Source organism: Dyadobacter psychrotolerans (genome assembly GCF_004349265.1).
Taxonomy (GTDB): Bacteria; Bacteroidota; Bacteroidia; order Cytophagales; family Spirosomataceae; genus Dyadobacter; species Dyadobacter psychrotolerans.
Genome location: NZ_SMFL01000003.1, coordinates 675,909 through 696,913, shown reverse-complemented (window position 1 = coordinate 696,913; position 21,005 = coordinate 675,909). Strand labels below are relative to the sequence as shown.

Below are 21,005 nucleotides of genomic sequence, written 5' to 3'. Positions count from 1 at the left end.
TAAAAGAAATAACGTGTGATTCTTAAACTTAATCAACCGGCATGACATTAACGTCTATCCCTCAGAATATAAGATGTAACCGGATTTTAGCACTCCTGATATTTATATCATCTGGTGCTTTTGCTCAAAAGGATGCCCAGTTCAGCTTGTTTAACCTAAATCAGCTTTATTTAAACCCTGCTGCGGCCGGTGCAGGAGGTGCAACCCGGTTTCAGCTAACACACCGTACTCAGTATGCGGGTTACCAGGGTACAAATCCGGCCGATGAAGGGGGAGCTCTTTCTACCCAGCTGTTTTCTTTCAGCATGCCTGTGAAAAACTTCGGAATTGGCTTTTATGCGCTGAATGACAAAAGCGGAGCGCTGACACATCAGGATTTTAAAGTTTCTGCCTCCTATCACTTTCCAGTATTAGGAGGAAATTTTCAGGTTGGGGCAAGTGCGGGATTATTCAGACAAGCTTTGGATTATGGAAGGCTAAGGCCAAGAGATCCGGATGACCAATTGATCCAAACCGGTACCATAAGTGAAATTAATCCGGACATCTCGGTGGGAGCAAGATTTGAAAATGAAACCTTTCATTTGGGTTTATCTTTAAATCACGTTTTGAAACCGGAATATCAGCTTGGCGCGGAACATGCGACCAATCCGTTGCCAAGAACTCTTTATTTAAATGCAGGGCTGAATCTTGAATTAGGTTACCTTTTAGACATTCAGCCGATTTTGCTGGTTAAATCTGATATTTCGACCTATTCTGTTGAAGGCGGTGCAACAGTTACCTATAATAAACGGTATTGGGTTGGAGGTACTTACAGACAGCAGGATACATTTTTTATCATAATGGGAGGGATCTATCTGTTACCTGATCAGTCATTAAGGTTGTCGGGAGCATATGATCTGGTTATCGGAGGAAATAAGACAAAAGCGCCATCTTCCTTCGAAGTAATGCTTTCGTATGATTTGCCATCACCAAAATTTGGCAAGAAGACCATCATCAGAACACCGCGCTTCCGTTTTTAATTAACTCCTGTAACAATTATAGGGGTTCTTTAAAATGTTCAATTTGGTCGTTTTTGGGGTTTAATTGTGACATAATTTATGCTTTTGAGTATTATTATCCGGGCTCAGTTTGCAAAACTTTAATTTATATTTGTAAAATTTTTTATGGTTATATCAATTGTTCAGATTTCTGCGTTAAGTCGAATAATCCGATAAATCTTAATTGAATTGATTCCGGTTTGTCCTTTTGGAGACAGGTAAACCAAACGTTACTTTTGTTTTTATTTCAAGTATACTATATAACCACAGCTTACGTTTTTAGGCTATCAACTATTACTCAAATTTTTACAAAACCACTATGAATGTGAAAGTGTTCTATCGGAATGGAGTCAAAAGCCTGCTTTTGGTAGCCGCTCTTATGCTCATGCAAAGCTGCGGATTTATCAAGAGTAAGTTTGGAAAGGGAGGAAAAGAGGAAAGTGGCATTTCAAATGGAGAAATTACAGCTACTGCCCGTAAAGGATTTAAACAAACTACACCAGCCGGAATGGTAGTAATTCCGTCCGGATCTTTTATAATGGGGCAGGCTGACGAAGATATCGCAGCGTCCATGAGTAACATGAACCGCAGGGTTACCATCAGTTCATTTTACATGGATGATACTGAAATTACAAATAACGAGTATCGTCAGTTTGTAAATGCATTGCTTGTTGACTCGGTATCTGTACTTGGTGAAGAAGAGATCATGTCTAAATATTATCCCGATACAACAGTCTGGAAAAAAGATTTTGCATACTCCAATGGTGATCCGATGGTAGAATACTATTACCAGCATCCTGGTTTCGATACTTATCCGGTAGTTGGTGTTAGCTGGCAGGGAGCTCAGTATTTTGCAAAGTGGAGAACAAACCTTCTTCATGATTTTCAAAATACTGAAGGACAATTTCATTCGACAGGCTTCAGACTTCCGTCAGAAGCGGAGTGGGAATGGGCTGCAAGAGGTGGGCGCGCAGTTGCAAAATATCCATGGGGTAATCCGTATACAATGAATGCAAAAGGTTGCTTCCTGGCTAACTTTAAGCCACAAAGAGGCAATTATGATGCAGATGGGTATCCTTATACCGGTCCTGCTAATGCATACAATCCAAATGATTTTGGCTTATATAACATGGCAGGGAACGTTGCTGAATGGACTCTGGATGCTTACACTGACAATGCAACTGCAATCGTTTGGGATATGAACCCAAGAAATGATGATCCTAATGAACCAAGAAAAGTAATTAAAGGTGGTTCATGGAAAGATATTGCGTATTATCTTCAGACAGGAACACGAAGCTTTGAGTACGAGACGGAAAGACGTGCCTACATCGGATTCCGTTGCGTAATGGACAATGTAAACGATCGCGGCGGAGCAAGCGCCCGTCGTCGTTAAGATTATATTATTGAAAAAAGAAGCAGCGTAATAACACTGCTTCTTTTTTACGGCCTTCTCGTATCATTTATTCTTTTTAATAACTAATTTTTCACGTAACCGATTATCATTCGTATGGCTAAGAATAGCGGACCTAGTTTTGTATGGGATAAACTAGTACCAACAATATACAGCGCCGGTGCAGCCGTCGTTATTTTAGGAGCTTTATTTAAAATTCAGCACTGGGACGGTGGTAGCGAAATGCTTACACTTGGTTTGGGTACTGAGGTTATTATCTTTTTACTTTATGCAATCCAGACTTTAACGCAGTCTTCTGACAGAGATCCGGATTGGACACGTGTTTATCCTGAACTTGCTGATGATTATTCAGGACCTGCAATTAACCGCGTTGGTGCAGCTTCGGGAAGCGGTATCACTGCGAAGCTTGACAACATGCTTGACAATGCAAAAATTTCTCCTGATGTTTTTGATAGCTTGGGTAAAAATTTCAGAACACTATCTGATACAGTAGGTAAAATTACCGATCTTACAGATGCCACCGTTGCAACAAATGATTATGCGAAAAATGTAAAATCAGCTTCCGTTGCGATAGGAGATATGAACAAGTCTTATGGTGTAGCGATCAATGCGATGACATCTATGGCAGATGCTACAAAAGATGCACAATCTTATCGTGAGCAATTTCAGCAAATCACTAAAAACATGGGTGCGCTTAATGCGGTCTATGAATTAGAATTGCAGGATACTACTAAGCATTTGAAAGCGATGAACGCTTTTTACGGAAACCTTACAGCAGCTATGGAAAATATGGCGGATGCTACCAAGGAATCTCAGGTATTCAAAAATGAGATGAATAAACTTACAACCAACATCTCTTCTCTGAATGGCATTTATGGTAATATGCTTACTGCAATGCGCGGTAACGCTTAATACCCAAAAGAACAGGTAACTGGTAAATCCTCCGGATGTTTGTTACTTCAAAATTATTTTATCACTGATAACTGATTACTGAACCATATGGCAGGTGGAAAAGAAACACCCCGTCAAAAGATGATTGGAATGATGTATCTGGTACTTACCGCAATGCTCGCATTACAGGTAAGTTCAGCCATTATAGAGAAATTCATCCTTCTGAATAATTCTCTGGAACTTTCTTCCGGAGCAGCCAATAAAATAAACCAGGAAACGGTACTTAAAATCAAAGCAGCTGTTGAAAAGTCGGGTAACAGGGCAAGCGACGTAGCTGTGATGAAACAAGCGGACGACGTCCGTCAGAGTACTACCGATATCATTAATAAACTGAATGCACTTAAACAGGAAATCATTACCCAGGCGGGTAGCGGATTGAATGAAGAAGGTGCGATTAAAAACCCACAGGAAGAAGGCAAGGTTGCTGAATTGATGGTGGGTGGTCAGAAAAACGGTAAGGCTTACAAGCTTAAAGGTGATCTGAATACCTATACAAATTCATTAAATGCGGTGGCGCAGAACAAATTTATGCCGCTTGCTTTGGATGGAAAAGAAGATCCTGTTGCAAAGGAAAATAAGGATCAGCGTAACAAGGATTTTGCCGAACTGAATTTTGCACAAACTCCGGTAGCCGCAGCTTTGGCCGTGTTAAGTCAGAAGCAAACGGATATCCGTCGTATGGAAGGTGAACTGTTAAACTACCTTGCCAGCAAAGTAGGTGCAGCTGATATAAAATTCGACCGTATTTTAGCAATGATCAGTGCGGATGCCAAAACAGTTGTAGCGGGCACGAAATTTAAAGGCCAAATGTTTATCGCTGCTTCCGCATCCGGGCTTACACCACGTATGAGCTTGAACGGTGCTGCTGTTAAAGTAGAAAATGGTGTTGGTCTGGTTGAATTCACTGCACAAGGCGGTGGCTATAATGCAGAAGGGATTGCACGTAGAGAATTGGTTGGGAGAATTACGATTCCAACGCCTTCCGGAAGAGATACAACCTACAACATGAAGCAGGAGTATTTTGTGGTAAAACCTACTTATCAGGTTGAAACCGGAACATTGCCTCCATTGTATTTAGGTTGTGCAAATAAACTAAGTATCCAAAGTCCTGCTTTGGGTGCATTGTGGGCTCCTTCTTTTTCAACTGACGGAGGTGAAATTATTAACAGCGGACAAAAAGGGAAGTTTACTATCGTTCCTAATAAAGCGCAGCTAAATATCACTGTAAGTAATGGCGGCAATGTGTTAGGTTCCGAGCCTTTCAGAGTTAACCGTGTTCCCAAACCTTCGTTGGAAGTTAGGGTAAATGGAGTGGTATTGGATGAGCGCAAAGGTGTTCCTGCTACTGGAGCCAGAAGTATTCAGGTGGTTGCAGTGGCTGACGAAAGCTTTAGGAACTTCTCTCCCCAGGATGCAAAATTCAGAGTATCGCAAATACAGGTTTCCCTGGCCAGAGGATCCAGGAGAATAGGAAATCCAATTAGCTTAGGTGGTGGAGGTTCACTTTCTTCTCTTGCACAACAAGCACAGCCGGGCGATCGTTATGTGATCGAAGTTTTAAAAGTAGAACGTCAAAACTTTAAAGGCGCGGTTAATGAGGTGGAGATGGGTAATAAATATATTCCGGTCACTCTATATTAACAATAAGTTAGTTTTCGTTGCTAAGCATATAAGAACACAAGAGTTATGATAAGAATGAACGGAAAAACAATTGCGTGGTCTTTGCTCGCTTTGTCGGTAAGCTCCACTGCCGCTTTTGCTCAGGAAAAGGTTGATTCTACTGAGAATCTTTTTTCCGCACGACCGATCAGTGATGGTGACATCATGATGAAGAGAACTTTGTGGAGAAGGGTTGATCTGAAGGAAAAGCAGAATTTATCAATGTTTTCTAAGAATAACGAAATTACCCGTTATCTTTTAGATGCAGCTAAGGCTGGATTGATTGATGCTTATACAAATGACTCTTGTACCGTAAAAATCACGTCTGCTGATATTCATAAAAGGATATTGATTCCTAATCAGGTTGCAGGTCTTTCCGCTGACGAAATAGCTGCTGGTTTTGGAACTCCTGCTTCTGCTGCAGGCGACGGATGGGGTGATAAACCTAAAACGGAGGCTGCTAAACAAACTAGTGCCGATGATGGTTGGGGAGCTCCTAAAAAGGAAATTAAGAAGGAAGAAGCTGTAGTTGACGATGGCTGGGGACCTCCTAAAAAGAAGACCACCAAAAAAAGTAAGAAAGAAGTAGCAAAGGTAGAAGCTCCGGTTGTAGAAGCTCCGGCTGTTGATTCTTTCCAGGTTCAACAAACACTGGCGTCTGAGGAAGAGTATTTTCCAAGTCAACTCTCTATACTTGAAATCAAAGAGGATTGGTCGTTTGATAAAAAGAGATCGCGGTTGTATAACGATATTCAAACATTGTCAATCGTATTACCTTCTGATCAAACTGCAACGGGTTTAGAATTACCAGTGGCATCATTCAGATACAAAGATGTTGAGCGTTTGTTCCGCAGTGATCCTAAAAAATATATTTGGTATAATACGGAAAACACGGCGCAGAATAAGAACTTAGCCGATGCATTCGATCTTCGTTTATTTTGGGGACGTATTACAAAATTTTCAAATGCGAACGACAGAGCATTCCTGGATATTTACGGAGGTGAAAAGGAAGCACTTCAAAAATCTTTGAATTACGAACAGGAACTGATGGAATTGGAACACGGTCTTTGGGAGTACTAAGAAGTTTCGATTAAACAATATTGAAAGCCTGTTACCTTCAAAGGTGGCAGGCTTTTCTGTTTGGTATCTGAACTTAAAATTTTAAGATAGTAGTACAAAGATCCTTGTGGCAACAACCAGCTGAGTCGTTCTGGAATGCAAACTCACAATCATCCTTGCATTTCGCGGAAGGCTGATTACGGTAGTTAAGTTTAGGTTGCAGGTATGTAATAAAACGTAGTAGTAAGCTCTAAGGATTAGAGCTTAGTTATCGCTTCCAACATAAAAATACCCTCGCAAATCTGTCTAAGGATTCACAAGGGCTATATAACTCTATTTCGAAAGCTTACCTCTTATTTCTTATCGTAACCTTTACATTATTAGCATCAGTCAATCCAAAAGCAGCAACGGTTTCTTCATAACTTTTAAGATTTACCTCCGAACTAACTCTTCCTCCTAAAAGGGCAGACGGTACGATCACCACTTTAAGATCCTGTACTATACGAACCGGCGGAGTATCCTGATTTTCCGACCAGTCTGTCTGGAATACTTCAACAATGAAATCAGTTCCGCTAGCGTAATGAACAGAAGTAAATTGGCTAATTTTTCCTGTTCCAAAGCTAACTACTCCTGGTAGTGACCAATATGCTCCTCCTGCCTTAATGTAGACTAATACGGCTGAGTTTTGTAGTTCGAGTGCTTCGGCTGCGCTGGCCATTCTCACTCCTGCAACAAAACCACCATCGGCATCGGTTGTATCTGCGCCGCTGGACAACGTTATAGCGCTTACTCCGCTTCCATCACCATCTGCGCCAGCCGGGCCAGTTGCTCCCGTTGCTCCCGTTGCGCCAGTATCACCTTTTTCACCCTGTGGCCCAACGTCTCCTTGTGGTCCTTTGCAGGCAACTGTAAGACCAACCAAACCTACCCAGGCAATAATTAATAATTTTTTGAACATAATTGTTAAAAGTTTAGTAAATGAAAAATGTAATGGCTTTTTTTAGTATACGCAGATGAACCGAAGATTGATGAAAAATGTATCCATCACGTCACAAAATACGTAAAATATTTTTCAATCCCTCTTCCAATCCAAATTATCGATTCCTGCGTCCGTTGGTCTGTAAGTCGTATATTCTTCCAGTTCTTTTTTGTTGGCCTCGGGTAACTGCATGTCAATTTTCCAGTTCATCGTAGCAGCGAGCTGAAACATCATGAGCTGTACCTGGTTTGTAGCGATTCGGGGCAGATCGCTCTGTAAAGCCTTTTCATTCATGGTCTGCTTTGCTTCATTTAAAATGGCAGTGTAATCATCACTTTGAAAGCGGTTTAGCCATCCCTGCTCTATATCATAAAACTTATAATCTGTGTCCATTGACAACACTTCCGGTTCAGGAAAGAAATCAATGATTACTTTTTTATCGATTTCGGAAATGTGATACCTCATTTTTCCAAAATCATAGCCTACCAGTACCTTGGCCTTTGCGATGATGAGCGCTTTCTTTTTGTCATTGATGAGGTTCCAAATGCTTTTGTCGTTTTGATAATTATAGATTTCAGTAAAATAGCCTTCGGCCATGACGACCTTAAAAACTTTTTCAATTCGCTCGACGAGGACTGTGGCTTCTACTTTGCTGTTTCCGTTTCCGGATTTACGGCGTGAAAGAAAGAAATACATACCGGCTCCCAGAATCGCACCGATAAAGAGAGATAAAATAAAAAATAATAGTGTGTTGGAATCCATGATCTGTAATTTTGTATCAATTAAAATTCATATAAAAAGCGGAGAATGCCAAATACGAATGAAAAATACCTGATCGTTCTGGCGGGGCCTACGGCAGTGGGGAAAACGGATCTTTCCATCAGGTTGGCCCAGGCTTTGAACACGGTGATTATCTCTGCTGATTCAAGACAATTTTTTCGGGAACTGAACATCGGAACGGCGAAACCGGATGCATCTGATCTGGAAAGTGTCAAGCATTATTTCATCAATTCCCATTCCATAAACGAGGTTTACAGTGCCGGTGATTTTGAAAGAGATGTCCTTTTATTGCTTGACACGCTTTTCGAAAAATACGATCGGGTTATTATGACTGGCGGTTCTGGTTTCTATATAAAAGCCTTGAGCGAAGGGTTGGATGAGCTTCCTCAACCGTTGCCAGGTCTGAGGGAAGCATTGACACAGCGTTTGCTGGATGAAGGTCTGGAGGCGCTGCAAAACGAGGTAGCTAGAGTTGATCCTGGTTTTGCCTCCAGTGGTGAATTTTCAAATCCACAGCGTGTGGTAAGGGCACTCGAAGTATTTAAAACAACGGGAAATCCAATCTCTGCTTATCAAAAGAAAAAGCTGGATAAAAGGCCTTTCAAACAAATACTGATTGCGCTGGACAGGGAGCGGGCAGAATTGTATCAGCGAATTGATCAGCGAATGGATGTTATGTTAAACGAGGGATTGGTGACAGAAGCCAAAGATCTGATCGCTTACCGCAGTCATCATGCATTACAGACTGTTGGTTACAAAGAGGTTTATGGTTTCCTGGATGGACTTTATGATGAAGCTGAAATGACCCGATTACTCAAACAGAATTCAAGAAGATATGCCAAAAGGCAGCTTACCTGGTTCAGGCACCAGGGTGACTTTAAGTGGTTTCATCCAAATGACTTCGACTTGATACTAAACTATATAAAACGTTCGGCTGAATAAAAAAAAGCCTGTCAGTAGCTGATGGCTGACAGGCTTTTTGAAATACTAAAAATTTATCAGGCAGGGTATTCGTGCGGAAGTTCAACGTTAACACGTTCATTCCACGGAAGTCCGTGCCGGTTCAAGAGATCCATAAAAGGATCAGGATTAAGTTCTTCTACATTGTAAACACCTGGTTTTAGCCATTCCTGGTTGGTAAGCATCAACATAGCTCCGATCATCGCCGGAACGCCGGTTGTATAACTCACAGCCTGTGCCCGTACCTCGCGGTAGCACTCAGCGTGATCGCAGTTATTCCAGACGTAATACGTTTTTTCTTCTCCGTTGTGGATTCCTTTGATCTGGCAGCCGATGGAAGTTTGGCCGGAATAATTTTCACCCAAAGAGTCGGGAGCTGGTAAAACTGCTTTCAGGAATTCAAGAGGGATCACATCCATTCCCTGAAATTTGATCGGATGAATGCTTGTCATGCCCACGTTTTCCAATACATTCAAATGGGTAATGTAAGCTTGTCCGAAAGTCATCCAAAACCGCGCGCGTTTTAGTGTTGGGAAGTTTTTAACCAGCGATTCAAGCTCTTCATGATATAGAACATAACTTTCTTTTGGTCCGATTCCCGGGTAATCGATGGGCTTATGAATGGACATGGCAGGAATTTCAACCCATTCTCCATTTTCCCAATAACGTCCCGGTTGGGTAATTTCACGAATATTGATTTCAGGATTGAAGTTTGTAGCAAACGCTTTTCCATGATCTCCCGCATTACAATCGATGATGTCAAGATAATGCATTTCATCAAAATGATGTTTATTGGCATAAGCGGTATACACTTGCGTTACACCCGGATCAAAGCCACAGCCTAAAAGCGCCATCAGTCCTGCTTCCTTAAAACGTTCCTGATAAGCCCACTGCCAGCTGTATTCAAACTTGGCAACATCTTTTGGTTCGTAATTCGCCGTATCCAGATAATGTATTCCGGTTTCCAGACATGCCTCCATCAATGTAAGATCCTGGTAGGGTAGGGCAACATTGATAAGCATTTTAGGCTGAAACCTTTTAATCAGCAAAACGGTTTCAGCAACGATATCAGCATCTACCTGAGCTGTTTCAATGCTCACGCCATGCATTTCCTTAATTTCAGCAGCTATTTTATCACACTTTGCCTTGGTACGGCTAGCCAGCATAATTTCGGTGAAGACATTGCTGTTTAGTGCGCATTTGTGTGCAACCACGCTTCCCACACCACCGGCACCAATGATAAGAACTTTTGACATTTTTTAAATTTGAATAATTGAATGATACAAAGGAATGAATTGCGACTCTGATATTTGAGGCATTTCATCTTCTGACAAAGATAGGATGGCCACAGGTTTTTTTGTTAATTCCAAATGAATTTAACTTAAACGCAATGATATTTTATTGTTAAGCAGGTAGCGAATTTTAGATCTGACTAACATGCAATGCTCAATACCCAAGTTGCCTGTGTATAGAAAAAGCTAAAACCGACCAATTGATTGCCCTTGCTATTTCGCTGCAAATTTCATTAGTTTGCCCGTTCTGTAATTGGCAAAATACACCTCGCCGCTTTCGTCTCTCCCGAATGTTGAAATGGAGCCGTTGTTTTCAAGTAACAGCGAATTGGTTTTTTTCTTGCTGTTTTCTAACTCCAGAATCCATATCCGGCCGCTAACATAATCACCGTAAATGTATTTTCCGACAAGTGCCTTAATCGCATTTCCGCGGTAAACATATCCGCCTGTTATCGATTTGTCGCCATTTGTCTGCGCATAGTCATGAATGGGTTCTGTTAGTCCTGTAGTGTTGCAGTTTGAAGACGGATTGTAACAATTAATGCCTTCTTTCACACGCCATCCGTAATTCCCGTCTTTTGTCACCAGATTGATTTCTTCTCTTTTGTCCTGACCAACATCTGCAACGAATAGCTGGTTAGTAGTGGGATCAAAACTAATTTTCCATGGATTTCGCAGGCCATAAGCATAAATTTCTTCAAGATTTCCATCTGTATTTTTTGCATAAGGATTATCTGTGGGAATACCATAATTACCTTTCCCGGTGGTATTAACGTCTATCCGAAGGATTTTTCCAAGGTAGCTTTTCTTGTTTTGGGCGTTGTTGTTTGGATCGCCGCCGCTTCCGCCATCACCTGTGGCGATGTACAAATAGCCATCCTTCCCAAATTGCAATGATCCTCCGTTATGGTTATCAAAAGGCTGGCTGAACGTTAGCAGCACTGTTTCCGTAGCAGCCTGTGCGGTACTTGAGGAAGGTGTATCTGCTTTATACCGCGCGATTACACTTTTTAGCGGACTGCCCTGTGTGTAATTGACGTAAAAATATCCGTTCGTTTTGAAATCAGGATGAAAAGTCATCCCTAGCAAACCACGTTCTCCTCCGGAAGTTACTTTACTTTTTATGTCAAGAAAGGTACTGCTTGTCTGCACGCCGGCTGTATTTTGAAATACCTTAATTGTTCCAGCCTGTTCAACCACAAAAAGCCGGTTTGAACCATCAGGGGCTGTTTGAATGTCTACCGGTGAGGTGAAAGTAAGTGCAGGAAATGCTTCTGCTGTTGTAATGCCAGTTTCTTCAATGACTTCAGGTGAATCTTTGTCATCTGACGAGCAGCCTGCAAGGAGAAACAGGCAGACAAATTTGAGTAAAATAGGTGTGATTTTTAGTTTCATGACGTCGAAGTTTTTAGGAACAACGTCATGAAACCTGATTTGTTTTGCAAATATATTTTAAATCAGATGCTTCCAGATGATATCATAAACATCCACACCTTCAATATCCACCTTTTCCAAAGGCTGATCCGTGATACAGATCGGATAAAATTCGTTTGAAGCGCTGATGCCACCATGTGATCCTTTAACCAAAGTAGCATCAAGCGGAATAACGTCCATCAGGTAGCGGAAACCCATTAGCTTACGAGCCAGTTTGTAGCCTGCACGAAGTTTAATCAGCGGATTTTTTGGATCCATAAACATCTCAACAGGATCATAACCAGGCTTACGGTGAATATCTACCAGATGTGCATAATCAGGTGCTTTTGCGTCATTGTACCAGTAGTAATAGGTAAACCAGCTATCCGGTTTGGCAACAGCAACCAGGTCGCCCGAACGTTCATGATCCAGATGATAAACCTTTTGCTCTTCTTTGTCCAAAACCATTTCGATGCCTGGTGTTTGGAACAGCACTTTTTTTACCTGGTCTTTTACAGAAGGATCGTTCAGGTAAACATGCGCGATCTGATGATCGGATGCGGCAAAAGCTTTGGAAGCACCTGCATCGAGCAATTCATACCAGCGTTCATTCCGAACAGCAATAAGACCTTCATCTCTTAAAACACGATTGATATGAACAGGTCGGTTAACCGGATTAATACCGTATTCGGAGAGCAAAATGATCTTTGCGTTTTTTGCTTCGTAAAAGATAACAAGCTCCTCAACGATTTTGTCAATCTCTGCAAGCTCTTTACTAATCTTTGAAAAATCCGGACCGAATTTTTGTAAACAATAATCCAGATGCGGAAGATAAATCAGCGTTAATGTGGGATTGTGTTTATTGTCCACCCACATGGAAGCATCGGCGATCCACCTGGTTGACTTAATATTTGCATTTGGTCCCCAAAAACTAAAAAGTGGAAACTGTCCTAAATCCTTCTGAAGTTCGTCTCTGAGCTCGGGAGGATAAGCATAGCAGTCAGGAGCTTTTACACCGTCAGCATGATATTGCGGGCGCGGCGTTACCGAAAAGTCGGCAGTGGAGTACATGTTGTACCACCAAAACATTTTCGAACAGGTAAAATTCGGATCAAGCTTTTTAGCGGCATCCCAGATTTTATCTCCCTGTACGAGTTTGTTGGATTGTTTCCAGAATTTGATCTCAGAATCGTCCCGGTCATACCAGCCGTTGGCCACAATACCGTGTTGCGCCGGCCACTTACCTGTGACATAAGTACTTTGTGCCGTGGTTGTTACAGCGGGAAGTATGGGTTTGATTGATGTTAAATGTTTCTTCTTTATATAATTTTGAAGGAAAGGGGTATTTTCCCCAATGAGGTTGGCACTCAGACCGACAATATCAATGACAACTGTTTTGTTCATAACGATGTTTGCGAAGGTAATTCATGCCAGGATGGGTTTTCGAGTATTTTCTTTACCCAATCCATTTCCCTGACAATCGACTGGCCGATGGGTTTTTGCATATCTTCCGGTAAAACTCCCCAGGTGTAAGTTTCCACTTCCAGGAATGCAGAAAACGGTTTCTCTCTGTGAATCGCCAGCGTTTTAATGATTTCGTTTTGAGTTGAGTCCAAAACGCCATACGAAGCAATAAACAGCGGAACATGAAAGTGCACCCGCCACTCTTCCTGGTTTTCATTCCAGTCGGCCAATGCTTCCGGAAGGTCTGGATAATGTGTTTTTGACTGATCAGAGTTTTTTGTCACAACCTGGTGGAGGTAAACAGGTTCGTTAAAAGTTTCTATCGCTTTGCGCTTGATTTCTTTATTCGTAGAAAAATCAACTTTAAGCGCTGAACTGATCTGAATACGTCCCACCTTAATTCCTATTTCCTGTAAGGAATTTAGGATGTTTTCCGGTTCTTCGTAAGCCACCGCAGCATGACAAATATCGTAACACAGCTGAATGTGTTTTAAGATAATCTCCTTTGATTTTTCAGCCGGAAACTGATGCTTCTTTTGCAAATAAATAGTTCCCGCCGGAAGAAGCACATCGCGGTACCAGTTTACAAAATCGACGGTGTTGTCCAAAATTCCGTCCGGCTCAGGTTCAATATCAAGATGTAAAACCCGCCCTGTATCTTTCTCCAAACTGATCAGCTCTTCCAGCAGGTCAAGTATATTTTGAGTAGCTTCTTCGGTTCCTTTTATTTTTTTCGCCTCATTTTTCCACCAAAGCCGATAGGAGAGCGGAGGCGTGGAAACGCCACCTTCCATACCATCAGGAAGCAGTTGAATCAGAATACGAAAAAGTCTTTTTGTATAATTCAGGCGATCCCCGGTTGTCCAGTCGGGTGTATGAACATCACCTTTTACCACCGTATTATGAAAACCGCCGTAAGGGAAACCATTGATGACAAAAACATAAATATTTTCCTGATCGAGCCAGTTTTTGAATTCAGCAATTTTTTCAGGCTGACTTAATTCTATCGATGCTTCATTGGCAACTCTTAATCCTAAACCGAATGGCTGGTCTGGCGAAAGCTGCTTTTTGATATAGGGTAAATTTTCCCGCAGCTCTTTAAAATGATCATCCCATTTTTCGCCAGGATGTATATTGCTGCAGTAGGTCAGGTGTCCGTATGGGGTAATCATGGTAAAAAAGTTTATTCAGGAAACATTGGCTCAGATTTTTGCTTCCAGAACCGATGTATTGATGGTCTTCGTTTCGAGATAATCCACTGCGCTGGCAATTATATCTGCGTCCAGTTCATGCACTTCTACCCCTTTTCCTATTTTTTCAAGAAGCATGATCGTGAGTCTTCCGCCCAGGTGTTCACGGAATTCATGTAAGCCATTCCGGAGGTTGATTTTATCATTTTCTGCCAGTTTAGGATGATAAAGATCAAAACCAAGCTGGGAAAGTACTTCCAGAATCCGCTGTAAATCTGATTCAGGAAGCATGTTAAGTTTTGCTGCATACACACAGTCCAGGGCAATTCCTATTGCAACAGCTTCACCGTGTCTTACCTCAAAATTGGTCAGATATTCGAGCTTGTGAGCAGCCCAATGGCCAAAATCAAGCGGACGGGAAGAGCCAAATTCAAACGGGTCGCCTCCGCCGATATGATCCGTATGCATTTGTGCACATCGGTGAATCAGATAAGCCATCACTGTTTCATCCCTGTTTGCAAGGGCAAGTGCGTTTTCTTCAATCCAGTTGAAGAATGAAACGTCTTTTATCAGGGCGACTTTAATGGCTTCCGCAATACCTGCGCGCCAGTCACGATCATCAAGTGTGCGAAGAAAAGTCAGGTCATTGAACACAGCCACCGGCGGTGCAAATGTGCCCAGAAAGTTTTTCTTCCCATGAAAGTTGATGCTGTTTTTAACACCGACGCCCGAGTCATTTTGGGAAAGTACAGTCGTTGGTATTCTGATCAGCTTGATGCCCCTGTGCGAAACGGCGGCTGCATAACCAACCAGATCCAGCACAGCACCACCACCGATTCCAATGATGAAGGAATGTCTGTCAATACCATGAACATCAACTGCTTCACACAATTTGTCAAAAAGAGCAGCATCGTTTTTAGAAGCTTCACCACCGGGGACAACAATTACTTCCGGGGCTAGATTTATATGCTGAACCGAATTCGAAAAGTAAGCGTGAATGTCATTTGCCAGCGTTGGATGAAAGTCAGCAAAACCTGCATCTGCTATAACGAGCGCTTTACGCTGAAATCCCTGTTCGGTATAGTTTCCGAAAAAGTCTTTCAGAATCGGGTTATTTTGGTCAAATAAGTTTTCAGTAAAAAAAATAGCATATTCGTAAGCTACCTGAAAACGCTGTTGTATCGTTTGCATTTTAAAAATGTCGTGGGTATTAGGTACTATTGTTTAACGTTAGAATAGGTTGTTTTAACCTTTTCCACACAAAATTAATCTTTATTATAATCTCATTTTAATGAATCTTTGGTGAGGAATCTTCGCGCCTGTCCCTTGTCCCATCCTCCCTTTCTCCATTTTTCCTTTTATGTTACCGCAAATGCTTTTGCAAGCAGCATCGACACTGGAAGCAAAATAAGTACCGCCAAAGCCAAAGGCCATAGGCCAAAAGCCATGCACCATGAAGCGTTCATCACGATCAGTGAAATAACCCCTGCTTTAACCGCCTTACCAATCATCGGTCCAACTGGATTTTGAATCGCGTTCCACAATGGCCGGCCGATCAGCCATGCATGCAGCAGAACGAATGGAACGGTCAAAAGCAGATTTCCCTGCTTTTGTGAAACGATCAGTTGTGCAATCAGAACAATCAGATAAAGGATCGCAGCTATGTAAAGTGTGCGACGCTTGCCGCCGTGTACTTCATCCTGACTGATGAGGGTGATAGCGCCAATGTATGCAATGGGAAGCAACGCAATAAATCCCCATTTTTCAATTGATTCCGGAAAAACGCTCATACCCAGAATCAAATTTCCGCCCCGGCACATACCCATTGTAACCGGGCCCAAAATAGTATGGTGTTTTGCAAAACGGTTATAAATCACAGTTAGCAATGCCACGGTGATGGCGATTAACCCGCTGATGAAACTATAACTTGCAGCTGCCAGGATTCCAAAAAACAATAAGGAAATTCCCATCATTGCCGCCGAACGCAAAGGTACCTTTCCGCTGGGAATGGGTCTTTCCGGTCTTTCGATACTGTCTAGTTTTGCATCAAAAACATCGTTCATTACCACACCGCCGCCATACAATCCCAGTGTAGAGATGATCAATGGAATCGGAGAAAAATCGGAAAAGGTAAATTGTGCAATGGCCATCCCGGCCAGAATATCAGCAACGGCTGTTACGAGGTTAGCCGGACGGGTTAGCTGTAAATAGGGTTTGAGACTGCTCACTTTATTGAATTAATAATGAATTTTTATTGGCAATCGGCTGCTGACCCCCGCGAAGAATCGAATTACCATGAAACTTGGCCGCATGATCACTTTCTAAACCTTGTTCAAAATCAGAAACGTCAATTTGGCCGCTTTTCCCGAACGCATCAATCGCATTCTGATAAGTTACCTTTTGAATTGTTTCAGTTGAAATACCCCTCATTTTCATCAAAGCAGCAGTTTTAGGAATCGCCAGCGGATCAGAAATCCCCCAGTCGGCAGCGGAATTAACCATGATCCTTTCCGGTCCGTACTGTTCAACCACTTTCACCATTCGTTCGTTGCCCATTTTGGTAAAAGGATAAATGGTGAAAGCCGCCCAAAATCCCTGATCGAGGACACTTTTTACGGTTTCTTCATTATTGTGGTCCACGATCACCCAGGATGGATCCAGCCCATGTTCCAGCGCAATGGCCATACTCCGTTCGGTTCCTTTCTTTTTGTCGCGGTGAGGTGTGTGTATCTGCACCGGAAGGTTGGCTTTTTTTGCCAGTTCCAGCTGGAGACGGAAATATTTTTCTTCTGCCGGTGTCTGGTCATCAAAACCAATTTCCCCAACACCTACAACGCCTTCTTTATAGATATATAAAGGCAGGATTTCCATAACCTGCTCAGCAAGCGGTTCGTTATTTGCCTCGCGGGAATTGAGCCCCATGGTACAGTAATGTTTGATTCCAAACTGCGATGAACGAAATCGCTCCCAGCCAACCAGGCTGCTGTAATAATCTTTAAAACTTGAAAGCCCGGTTCGGGGCTGTCCCACCCAGAATGCTGGTTCTATCAGGGCAACAATGCCAGCCTGATACATAGCCTGGTAGTCGTCGGTGGTACGCGATACCATGTGGATATGCGGGTCAAAAAAGCGCATTCCTTTTATTAGTTCGCTATATTCATTCCATTCTATATCGCGATGAGCCGGTACATTGGTTTCGTCGCTGTCTTCGAAGTGGGAAGGATTCAGGCTGGTTTCGTTATGGTTGAGGCACATAGGTGTTTAGGTCTGTGGTTTCAAGAATGGTCCAGGTTAATTGGCCGGACTTTGCTGCTTTTTCCAGTTCGGGATAATCCGCTAATAAATTTAGCGCAGGTCCGTAACCCGATTCAACACTTGTAATGGCAGCGGCCTGTTGATTGGGCAGTTGCCCGGATTTAATCAAATGTTCCATGTCAGAAACAAGCATATCATTCATAAATTTACTGACAAGCCTCCAAACCTGAGGTGCAACCGAGCGTCCTGCCGCCCATCGTTCATGCGCAAAGTCTGACAGGATCATGGCCAGATTCTCGTTCAAACGACTTTCCAGGCTTTCTATAAAATGAATTGGCTTGTCATTAAATATCGTTTTTAAAACCAACTGATTCCATGCCTGCTCACTAAAATATTTCCCGGGATAAGGGTTATGCAGTGCAATTGCATCAAAAACAAAACCCATGTTGGATCGAACCGCATCGGTCGCCCTGAAAAGCCACTCGTCCGGATAAGATAAAAGCGGAAGTGCAGAGTAGAGCGCAACGAGTTCGTTCATTTCGGCAGTGTCAAAAAGAGTACTGATGTTTTTGACATAGGTTTCTTTTTCGGAAGAATCCAGCTGGGTAAGCAGCCAGACACGACTTAGCCTTACCAGAGACCAGCCTTCCACGGAAAAGCCAGGGATTTCAACGTTCAGTTCCCAGGATTGTTCGGGAGTAATCTCAATGATTTTTTTGGATAAAAACCTTGGGCAAGCAACAAAGGCGGTCATCAGTTCCAGCGCATCCGTAGCGCCTTTCTGAATCAGCCAATTGCATTCGGCTTCCAAAGTATTCGCTTCAATGATATTCCGAAGCTTATTTTGTATGTAATCTGACATAATATTTTGTTCATGCTATTTACAAAGGTCTTTCAGCCAGCGTAAATTTTTTATGATTCACATCATCCTTCTTTGAAAACCATAATAATAAGATAAAGTTTCCCCGGATGTGTTTATAACCGATTTTTGAGCCTGCAAATCCCATAACAGGCCGGATTTTTATTCTTTTAATCTAATTCTAATCAGAAGTCAAATTCAAGGATATCGGGATCGTTTAACAGGTGTTCGGTCAATTCTTCATGTTCCTTTTCTGCGCCCTGTAAAGTCCAGCTGCCGCTGATGTGACTTCCCGAGCGGTTTTGTTCGCCGCGAAGGATTTTCAGGTTATGGTTTTTAAAAATCTCTTCATAATCTTTAAGCGTTTTCTTCTGATAAATGCACATCAGTCTGTAATTTCTGATCTGGCTTTTGCGCCTGATCAGCTTTTGAATGGGAGTCAAAATTACAAGGGAAAGCCCTGCAATGATAAAACTGCCTAAGGAAATGGCATACATGCCTGCGCCAATTCCCATTCCGAGCGCGGCTGTTACCCACACAATGGCCGCTGTAGTAAGACCCACCACACGGTTGTCTTCCCGGAAAATAATTCCGGCACCAAGAAAACCTATACCGGTTACAATGTTTGCTGCGATTCTTCCTGCATCCGGTCCAATCTTAATCGAGATTATTGTGAATAAGGTTGAGCCAACTGCAATCAGAATTAGGGTTCGCAACCCTGCAGACTTACTCCTATATTCCCGTTCGGTGCCAATAATAGCTCCGAGCAGAAATGATAACAGCAGCTTGTAAATATCTTCAGTCAGTAATTCCATTTGAAACAAATATAAAAATATCAAAGCCGGGACGATGACAAATCTCCCGGCTTCCAAAGTTCTTCAATTTTTAGAAATTATATCAGGCAGCTGCCGTTCGCGTCTCAAGCCATCTGATAATATTTTCAGCCTCTTCAAATGCTATTGCGGCAAGCTTCGCACTATTAGCACCATCATAAGCCATATCAAGATGTAATAGCTGATATGCGGTTAAAAAAGAATTAAGCAGTTTTTTATCCAGTTGTGAAAGATGTGATCTATACCAGTCTACATCCTTTCGGCCCTTTCCTTTTTTACCTATGTATTCATCAAGAGCAACAAGAATTCCAGCATAAGCCGTGTGTCCCGCCATTTTTACATACTTTGAATCCCGATAATATCCGTCCTCTTTTATGGCTTTTTCACGCAAAATGTCTTTCGCGTTTTCCATGTAGCGTTTGGCTTCCAGTATACCTTTCATGAAGTAGTGTGATTAGTTTGAGATCATTTTTCAAATTTACTAATCAGGATAAGGCTGACATAACCGGGCGCTGGATTTTTTAACCTCAATCCGATTAACTATTCATCAATTCCTCAATTTCATCGGCCTCGATAGGAATATGTCCCATTAGATCCATATTGCCATTTTCAGTGATCAGAATGTTATTTTCCAGTCGGATTCCCAGTCCTTCTTCGCGGATGTAAATTCCCGGTTCACAGGTAAATATCATTCCCGGTTCGAAACGCCGATATTTATTTCCTACATCATGCACGTCCAAACCCAAAAAATGGGAAGTTCCGTGTGGGAAATATTTTTTGTATGCAGGCCATTCTGGATCCTGTTTGTCAATAGCATGTTTATCTAAAAGCCCTAATCCGATCAGCTCGCTTTCCATGATTTTGCCTACTTCCGTATGATATTCATCCCAGATATTACCGGTTATGAGCATGCTTTTTGCAGCTTTAAAAACCCTCAGAACCGCATCGTAAACTTTCCGCTGACGGTTGGTAAATCTGCCGTTGGCTGGAATGCTTCGGGAAAGGTCGGCGCCATAGTTCGCATATTCTGCCGCGACATCAAGTAAAATAACATCACCGTCTTTACAAGGTTTATTATTTTGTATGTAATGAAGCACGCAGGCATTTGCACCTGAAGCAATAATGGGCTGGTATGCAAAACCCCTGGACCGGTTTCTGACAAATTCATGAAGAAGTTCTGCTTCGATTTCAAATTCCTCAACACCGGGTTTTACAAATTTCAAAACGCGTTCAAAACCGATTTTGGTAATATCACAGGCTTTTTGAAGCTGCTCAATTTCGGCGGGCTGTTTGATCGCACGCAGCTGATGCATTAGCGGCGCAAGTCTTGCCAGATTGTGCAGAGGATATTTCTCTTTAAAATCAGAGACAAATCTAACTTCGCGTGTCTGAACGGGGGAGTCGTTTCGGGTATGTTCGTTGGTATTTAGATAAACCGTTTCAGCAACAAAAACGATATCCCTGAAAACTCGTTCAAACTGATGCGTCCAGTAGACGGTTTTTATTCCCGTAGCCTCCCGCGCCTGTTCTTTGGTCAGTTTTTCTCCTTCCCAAACCGCAATAAGTTCGTTGGTTTCACGCAGAAAAAGTACTTCTCTAAACTTTTCATCAGGATGATTCGGGCTGATTAGCAAAATTGTTTCCTCCTGGTCTATCCCCGTTAAATAAAACAAATCACTGTTTTGCCTGAAGCCCATTGTACCGTCCGCATTGGTCGGCATGAAGTCGTTAGCGTTTAATATTACAAGTGACTGCGGCTTCAATAATTCGGCTAAACGAAGGCGGTTTTGTATAAACAGCGATTTATCTACGGGTTGGTAACGCATGTACTATTAAATTTTGTAACTGGTAATTTATTTTGTA

19 protein-coding genes are annotated in these 21,005 nt (G+C 42.3%); 6 read left to right on the top strand and 13 right to left on the bottom strand.

Annotation, left to right across the window (positions count from 1 at the left end):
* Positions 1-41 precede the first annotated feature (41 nt).
* The 5 genes from E0F88_RS10670 to porN all read left to right on the top strand — a co-directional run bounded on the left by E0F88_RS10670 (position 42) and on the right by porN (position 6,138).
* Positions 42-1,019, top strand: a complete 978-nt coding sequence (locus tag E0F88_RS10670) for a PorP/SprF family type IX secretion system membrane protein (protein ID WP_165940037.1) — start codon at positions 42-44, stop codon at positions 1,017-1,019.
* Between the two features lie 337 nt (positions 1,020-1,356).
* The gene (gene porK, locus E0F88_RS10665) at positions 1,357-2,430 is read left to right on the top strand and encodes a T9SS ring complex lipoprotein PorK/GldK (protein ID WP_131958217.1); all 1,074 of its coding nucleotides are present in this window, start codon (positions 1,357-1,359) and stop codon (positions 2,428-2,430) included.
* Between the two features lie 114 nt (positions 2,431-2,544).
* Positions 2,545-3,360 (top strand): type IX secretion system motor protein PorL/GldL, encoded by an 816-nt coding sequence (porL, locus tag E0F88_RS10660; RefSeq protein ID WP_131958216.1) that lies wholly within the window; start codon positions 2,545-2,547, stop codon positions 3,358-3,360.
* Positions 3,361-3,447: 87 nt separating this feature from the next.
* Positions 3,448-5,040: a type IX secretion system motor protein PorM/GldM gene (gene porM / locus E0F88_RS10655; protein WP_131958215.1), complete on the top strand. Its 1,593-nt coding sequence runs from the start codon at positions 3,448-3,450 to the stop codon at positions 5,038-5,040.
* A 54-nt stretch (positions 5,041-5,094) separates the two neighbouring features.
* The gene (gene porN / locus E0F88_RS10650; protein ID WP_131958214.1) at positions 5,095-6,138 is read left to right on the top strand and encodes a type IX secretion system ring subunit PorN/GldN; all 1,044 of its coding nucleotides are present in this window, start codon (positions 5,095-5,097) and stop codon (positions 6,136-6,138) included.
* A gap of 325 nt (positions 6,139-6,463) precedes the next feature.
* Here porN and E0F88_RS10645 read toward each other — a convergent pair whose 3' ends face one another.
* Positions 6,464-7,075 carry a hypothetical protein gene (locus E0F88_RS10645; RefSeq protein ID WP_131958213.1) on the bottom strand — a complete coding sequence of 204 codons (612 nt, stop codon included), beginning with the start codon at positions 7,073-7,075 and terminating at the stop codon, positions 6,464-6,466.
* 114 nt (positions 7,076-7,189) lie between these two features.
* Positions 7,190-7,858 (bottom strand): DUF4230 domain-containing protein, encoded by a 669-nt coding sequence (locus E0F88_RS10640; RefSeq protein ID WP_131958212.1) that lies wholly within the window; start codon positions 7,856-7,858, stop codon positions 7,190-7,192.
* Positions 7,859-7,903: 45 nt separating this feature from the next.
* Here E0F88_RS10640 and miaA point away from each other — a divergent pair, with 45 nt between their 5' ends.
* Positions 7,904-8,818: a tRNA (adenosine(37)-N6)-dimethylallyltransferase MiaA gene (miaA, locus tag E0F88_RS10635; RefSeq protein WP_131958211.1), complete on the top strand. Its 915-nt coding sequence runs from the start codon at positions 7,904-7,906 to the stop codon at positions 8,816-8,818.
* A gap of 56 nt (positions 8,819-8,874) precedes the next feature.
* Here the strand turns inward: miaA and E0F88_RS10630 are convergent, their stop codons facing one another.
* The 11 genes from E0F88_RS10630 to E0F88_RS10580 all read right to left on the bottom strand — a co-directional run bounded on the left by E0F88_RS10630 (position 8,875) and on the right by E0F88_RS10580 (position 20,968).
* Positions 8,875-10,092 carry a saccharopine dehydrogenase family protein gene (locus E0F88_RS10630; RefSeq protein WP_131958210.1) on the bottom strand — a complete coding sequence of 406 codons (1,218 nt, stop codon included), beginning with the start codon at positions 10,090-10,092 and terminating at the stop codon, positions 8,875-8,877.
* A 249-nt stretch (positions 10,093-10,341) separates the two neighbouring features.
* Positions 10,342-11,523 (bottom strand): PQQ-dependent sugar dehydrogenase, encoded by a 1,182-nt coding sequence (locus E0F88_RS10625; protein ID WP_131958209.1) that lies wholly within the window; start codon positions 11,521-11,523, stop codon positions 10,342-10,344.
* Positions 11,524-11,580: 57 nt separating this feature from the next.
* Positions 11,581-12,945: an alkaline phosphatase family protein gene (locus E0F88_RS10620; protein ID WP_131958208.1), complete on the bottom strand. Its 1,365-nt coding sequence runs from the start codon at positions 12,943-12,945 to the stop codon at positions 11,581-11,583.
* A complete protein-coding gene (eboE, locus tag E0F88_RS10615) occupies positions 12,942-14,177 on the bottom strand; it encodes a metabolite traffic protein EboE (protein WP_131958207.1) in 1,236 nt (411 codons plus the stop codon). The genes E0F88_RS10620 and eboE overlap by 4 nt, the downstream gene beginning before the upstream one ends.
* A gap of 30 nt (positions 14,178-14,207) precedes the next feature.
* Positions 14,208-15,386, bottom strand: a complete 1,179-nt coding sequence (locus E0F88_RS10610) for a 3-dehydroquinate synthase (RefSeq protein ID WP_131958206.1) — start codon at positions 15,384-15,386, stop codon at positions 14,208-14,210.
* 167 nt (positions 15,387-15,553) lie between these two features.
* Positions 15,554-16,423, bottom strand: coding sequence for a UbiA-like protein EboC (eboC, locus tag E0F88_RS10605; RefSeq protein ID WP_165940036.1), 870 nt, complete (start codon positions 16,421-16,423; stop codon positions 15,554-15,556).
* 1 nt (position 16,424) lies between these two features.
* On the bottom strand, positions 16,425-17,450 hold the full coding sequence (locus tag E0F88_RS10600; RefSeq protein ID WP_131958205.1) for a TatD family hydrolase: 1,026 nt from the start codon (positions 17,448-17,450) through the stop codon (positions 16,425-16,427).
* Positions 17,434-18,312 (bottom strand): EboA domain-containing protein, encoded by an 879-nt coding sequence (locus E0F88_RS10595; RefSeq protein ID WP_131958204.1) that lies wholly within the window; start codon positions 18,310-18,312, stop codon positions 17,434-17,436. The genes E0F88_RS10600 and E0F88_RS10595 overlap by 17 nt, the downstream gene beginning before the upstream one ends.
* A gap of 182 nt (positions 18,313-18,494) precedes the next feature.
* Complete coding sequence (locus E0F88_RS10590) at positions 18,495-19,124, bottom strand: MgtC/SapB family protein (RefSeq protein ID WP_131958203.1); 630 nt, start codon at positions 19,122-19,124, stop codon at positions 18,495-18,497.
* An 82-nt stretch (positions 19,125-19,206) separates the two neighbouring features.
* A complete protein-coding gene (locus E0F88_RS10585) occupies positions 19,207-19,584 on the bottom strand; it encodes a DUF5618 family protein (RefSeq protein WP_131958202.1) in 378 nt (125 codons plus the stop codon).
* Positions 19,585-19,678: 94 nt separating this feature from the next.
* The gene (locus E0F88_RS10580; protein WP_131958201.1) at positions 19,679-20,968 is read right to left on the bottom strand and encodes an aminopeptidase P family protein; all 1,290 of its coding nucleotides are present in this window, start codon (positions 20,966-20,968) and stop codon (positions 19,679-19,681) included.
* Positions 20,969-21,005 lie beyond the last annotated feature (37 nt).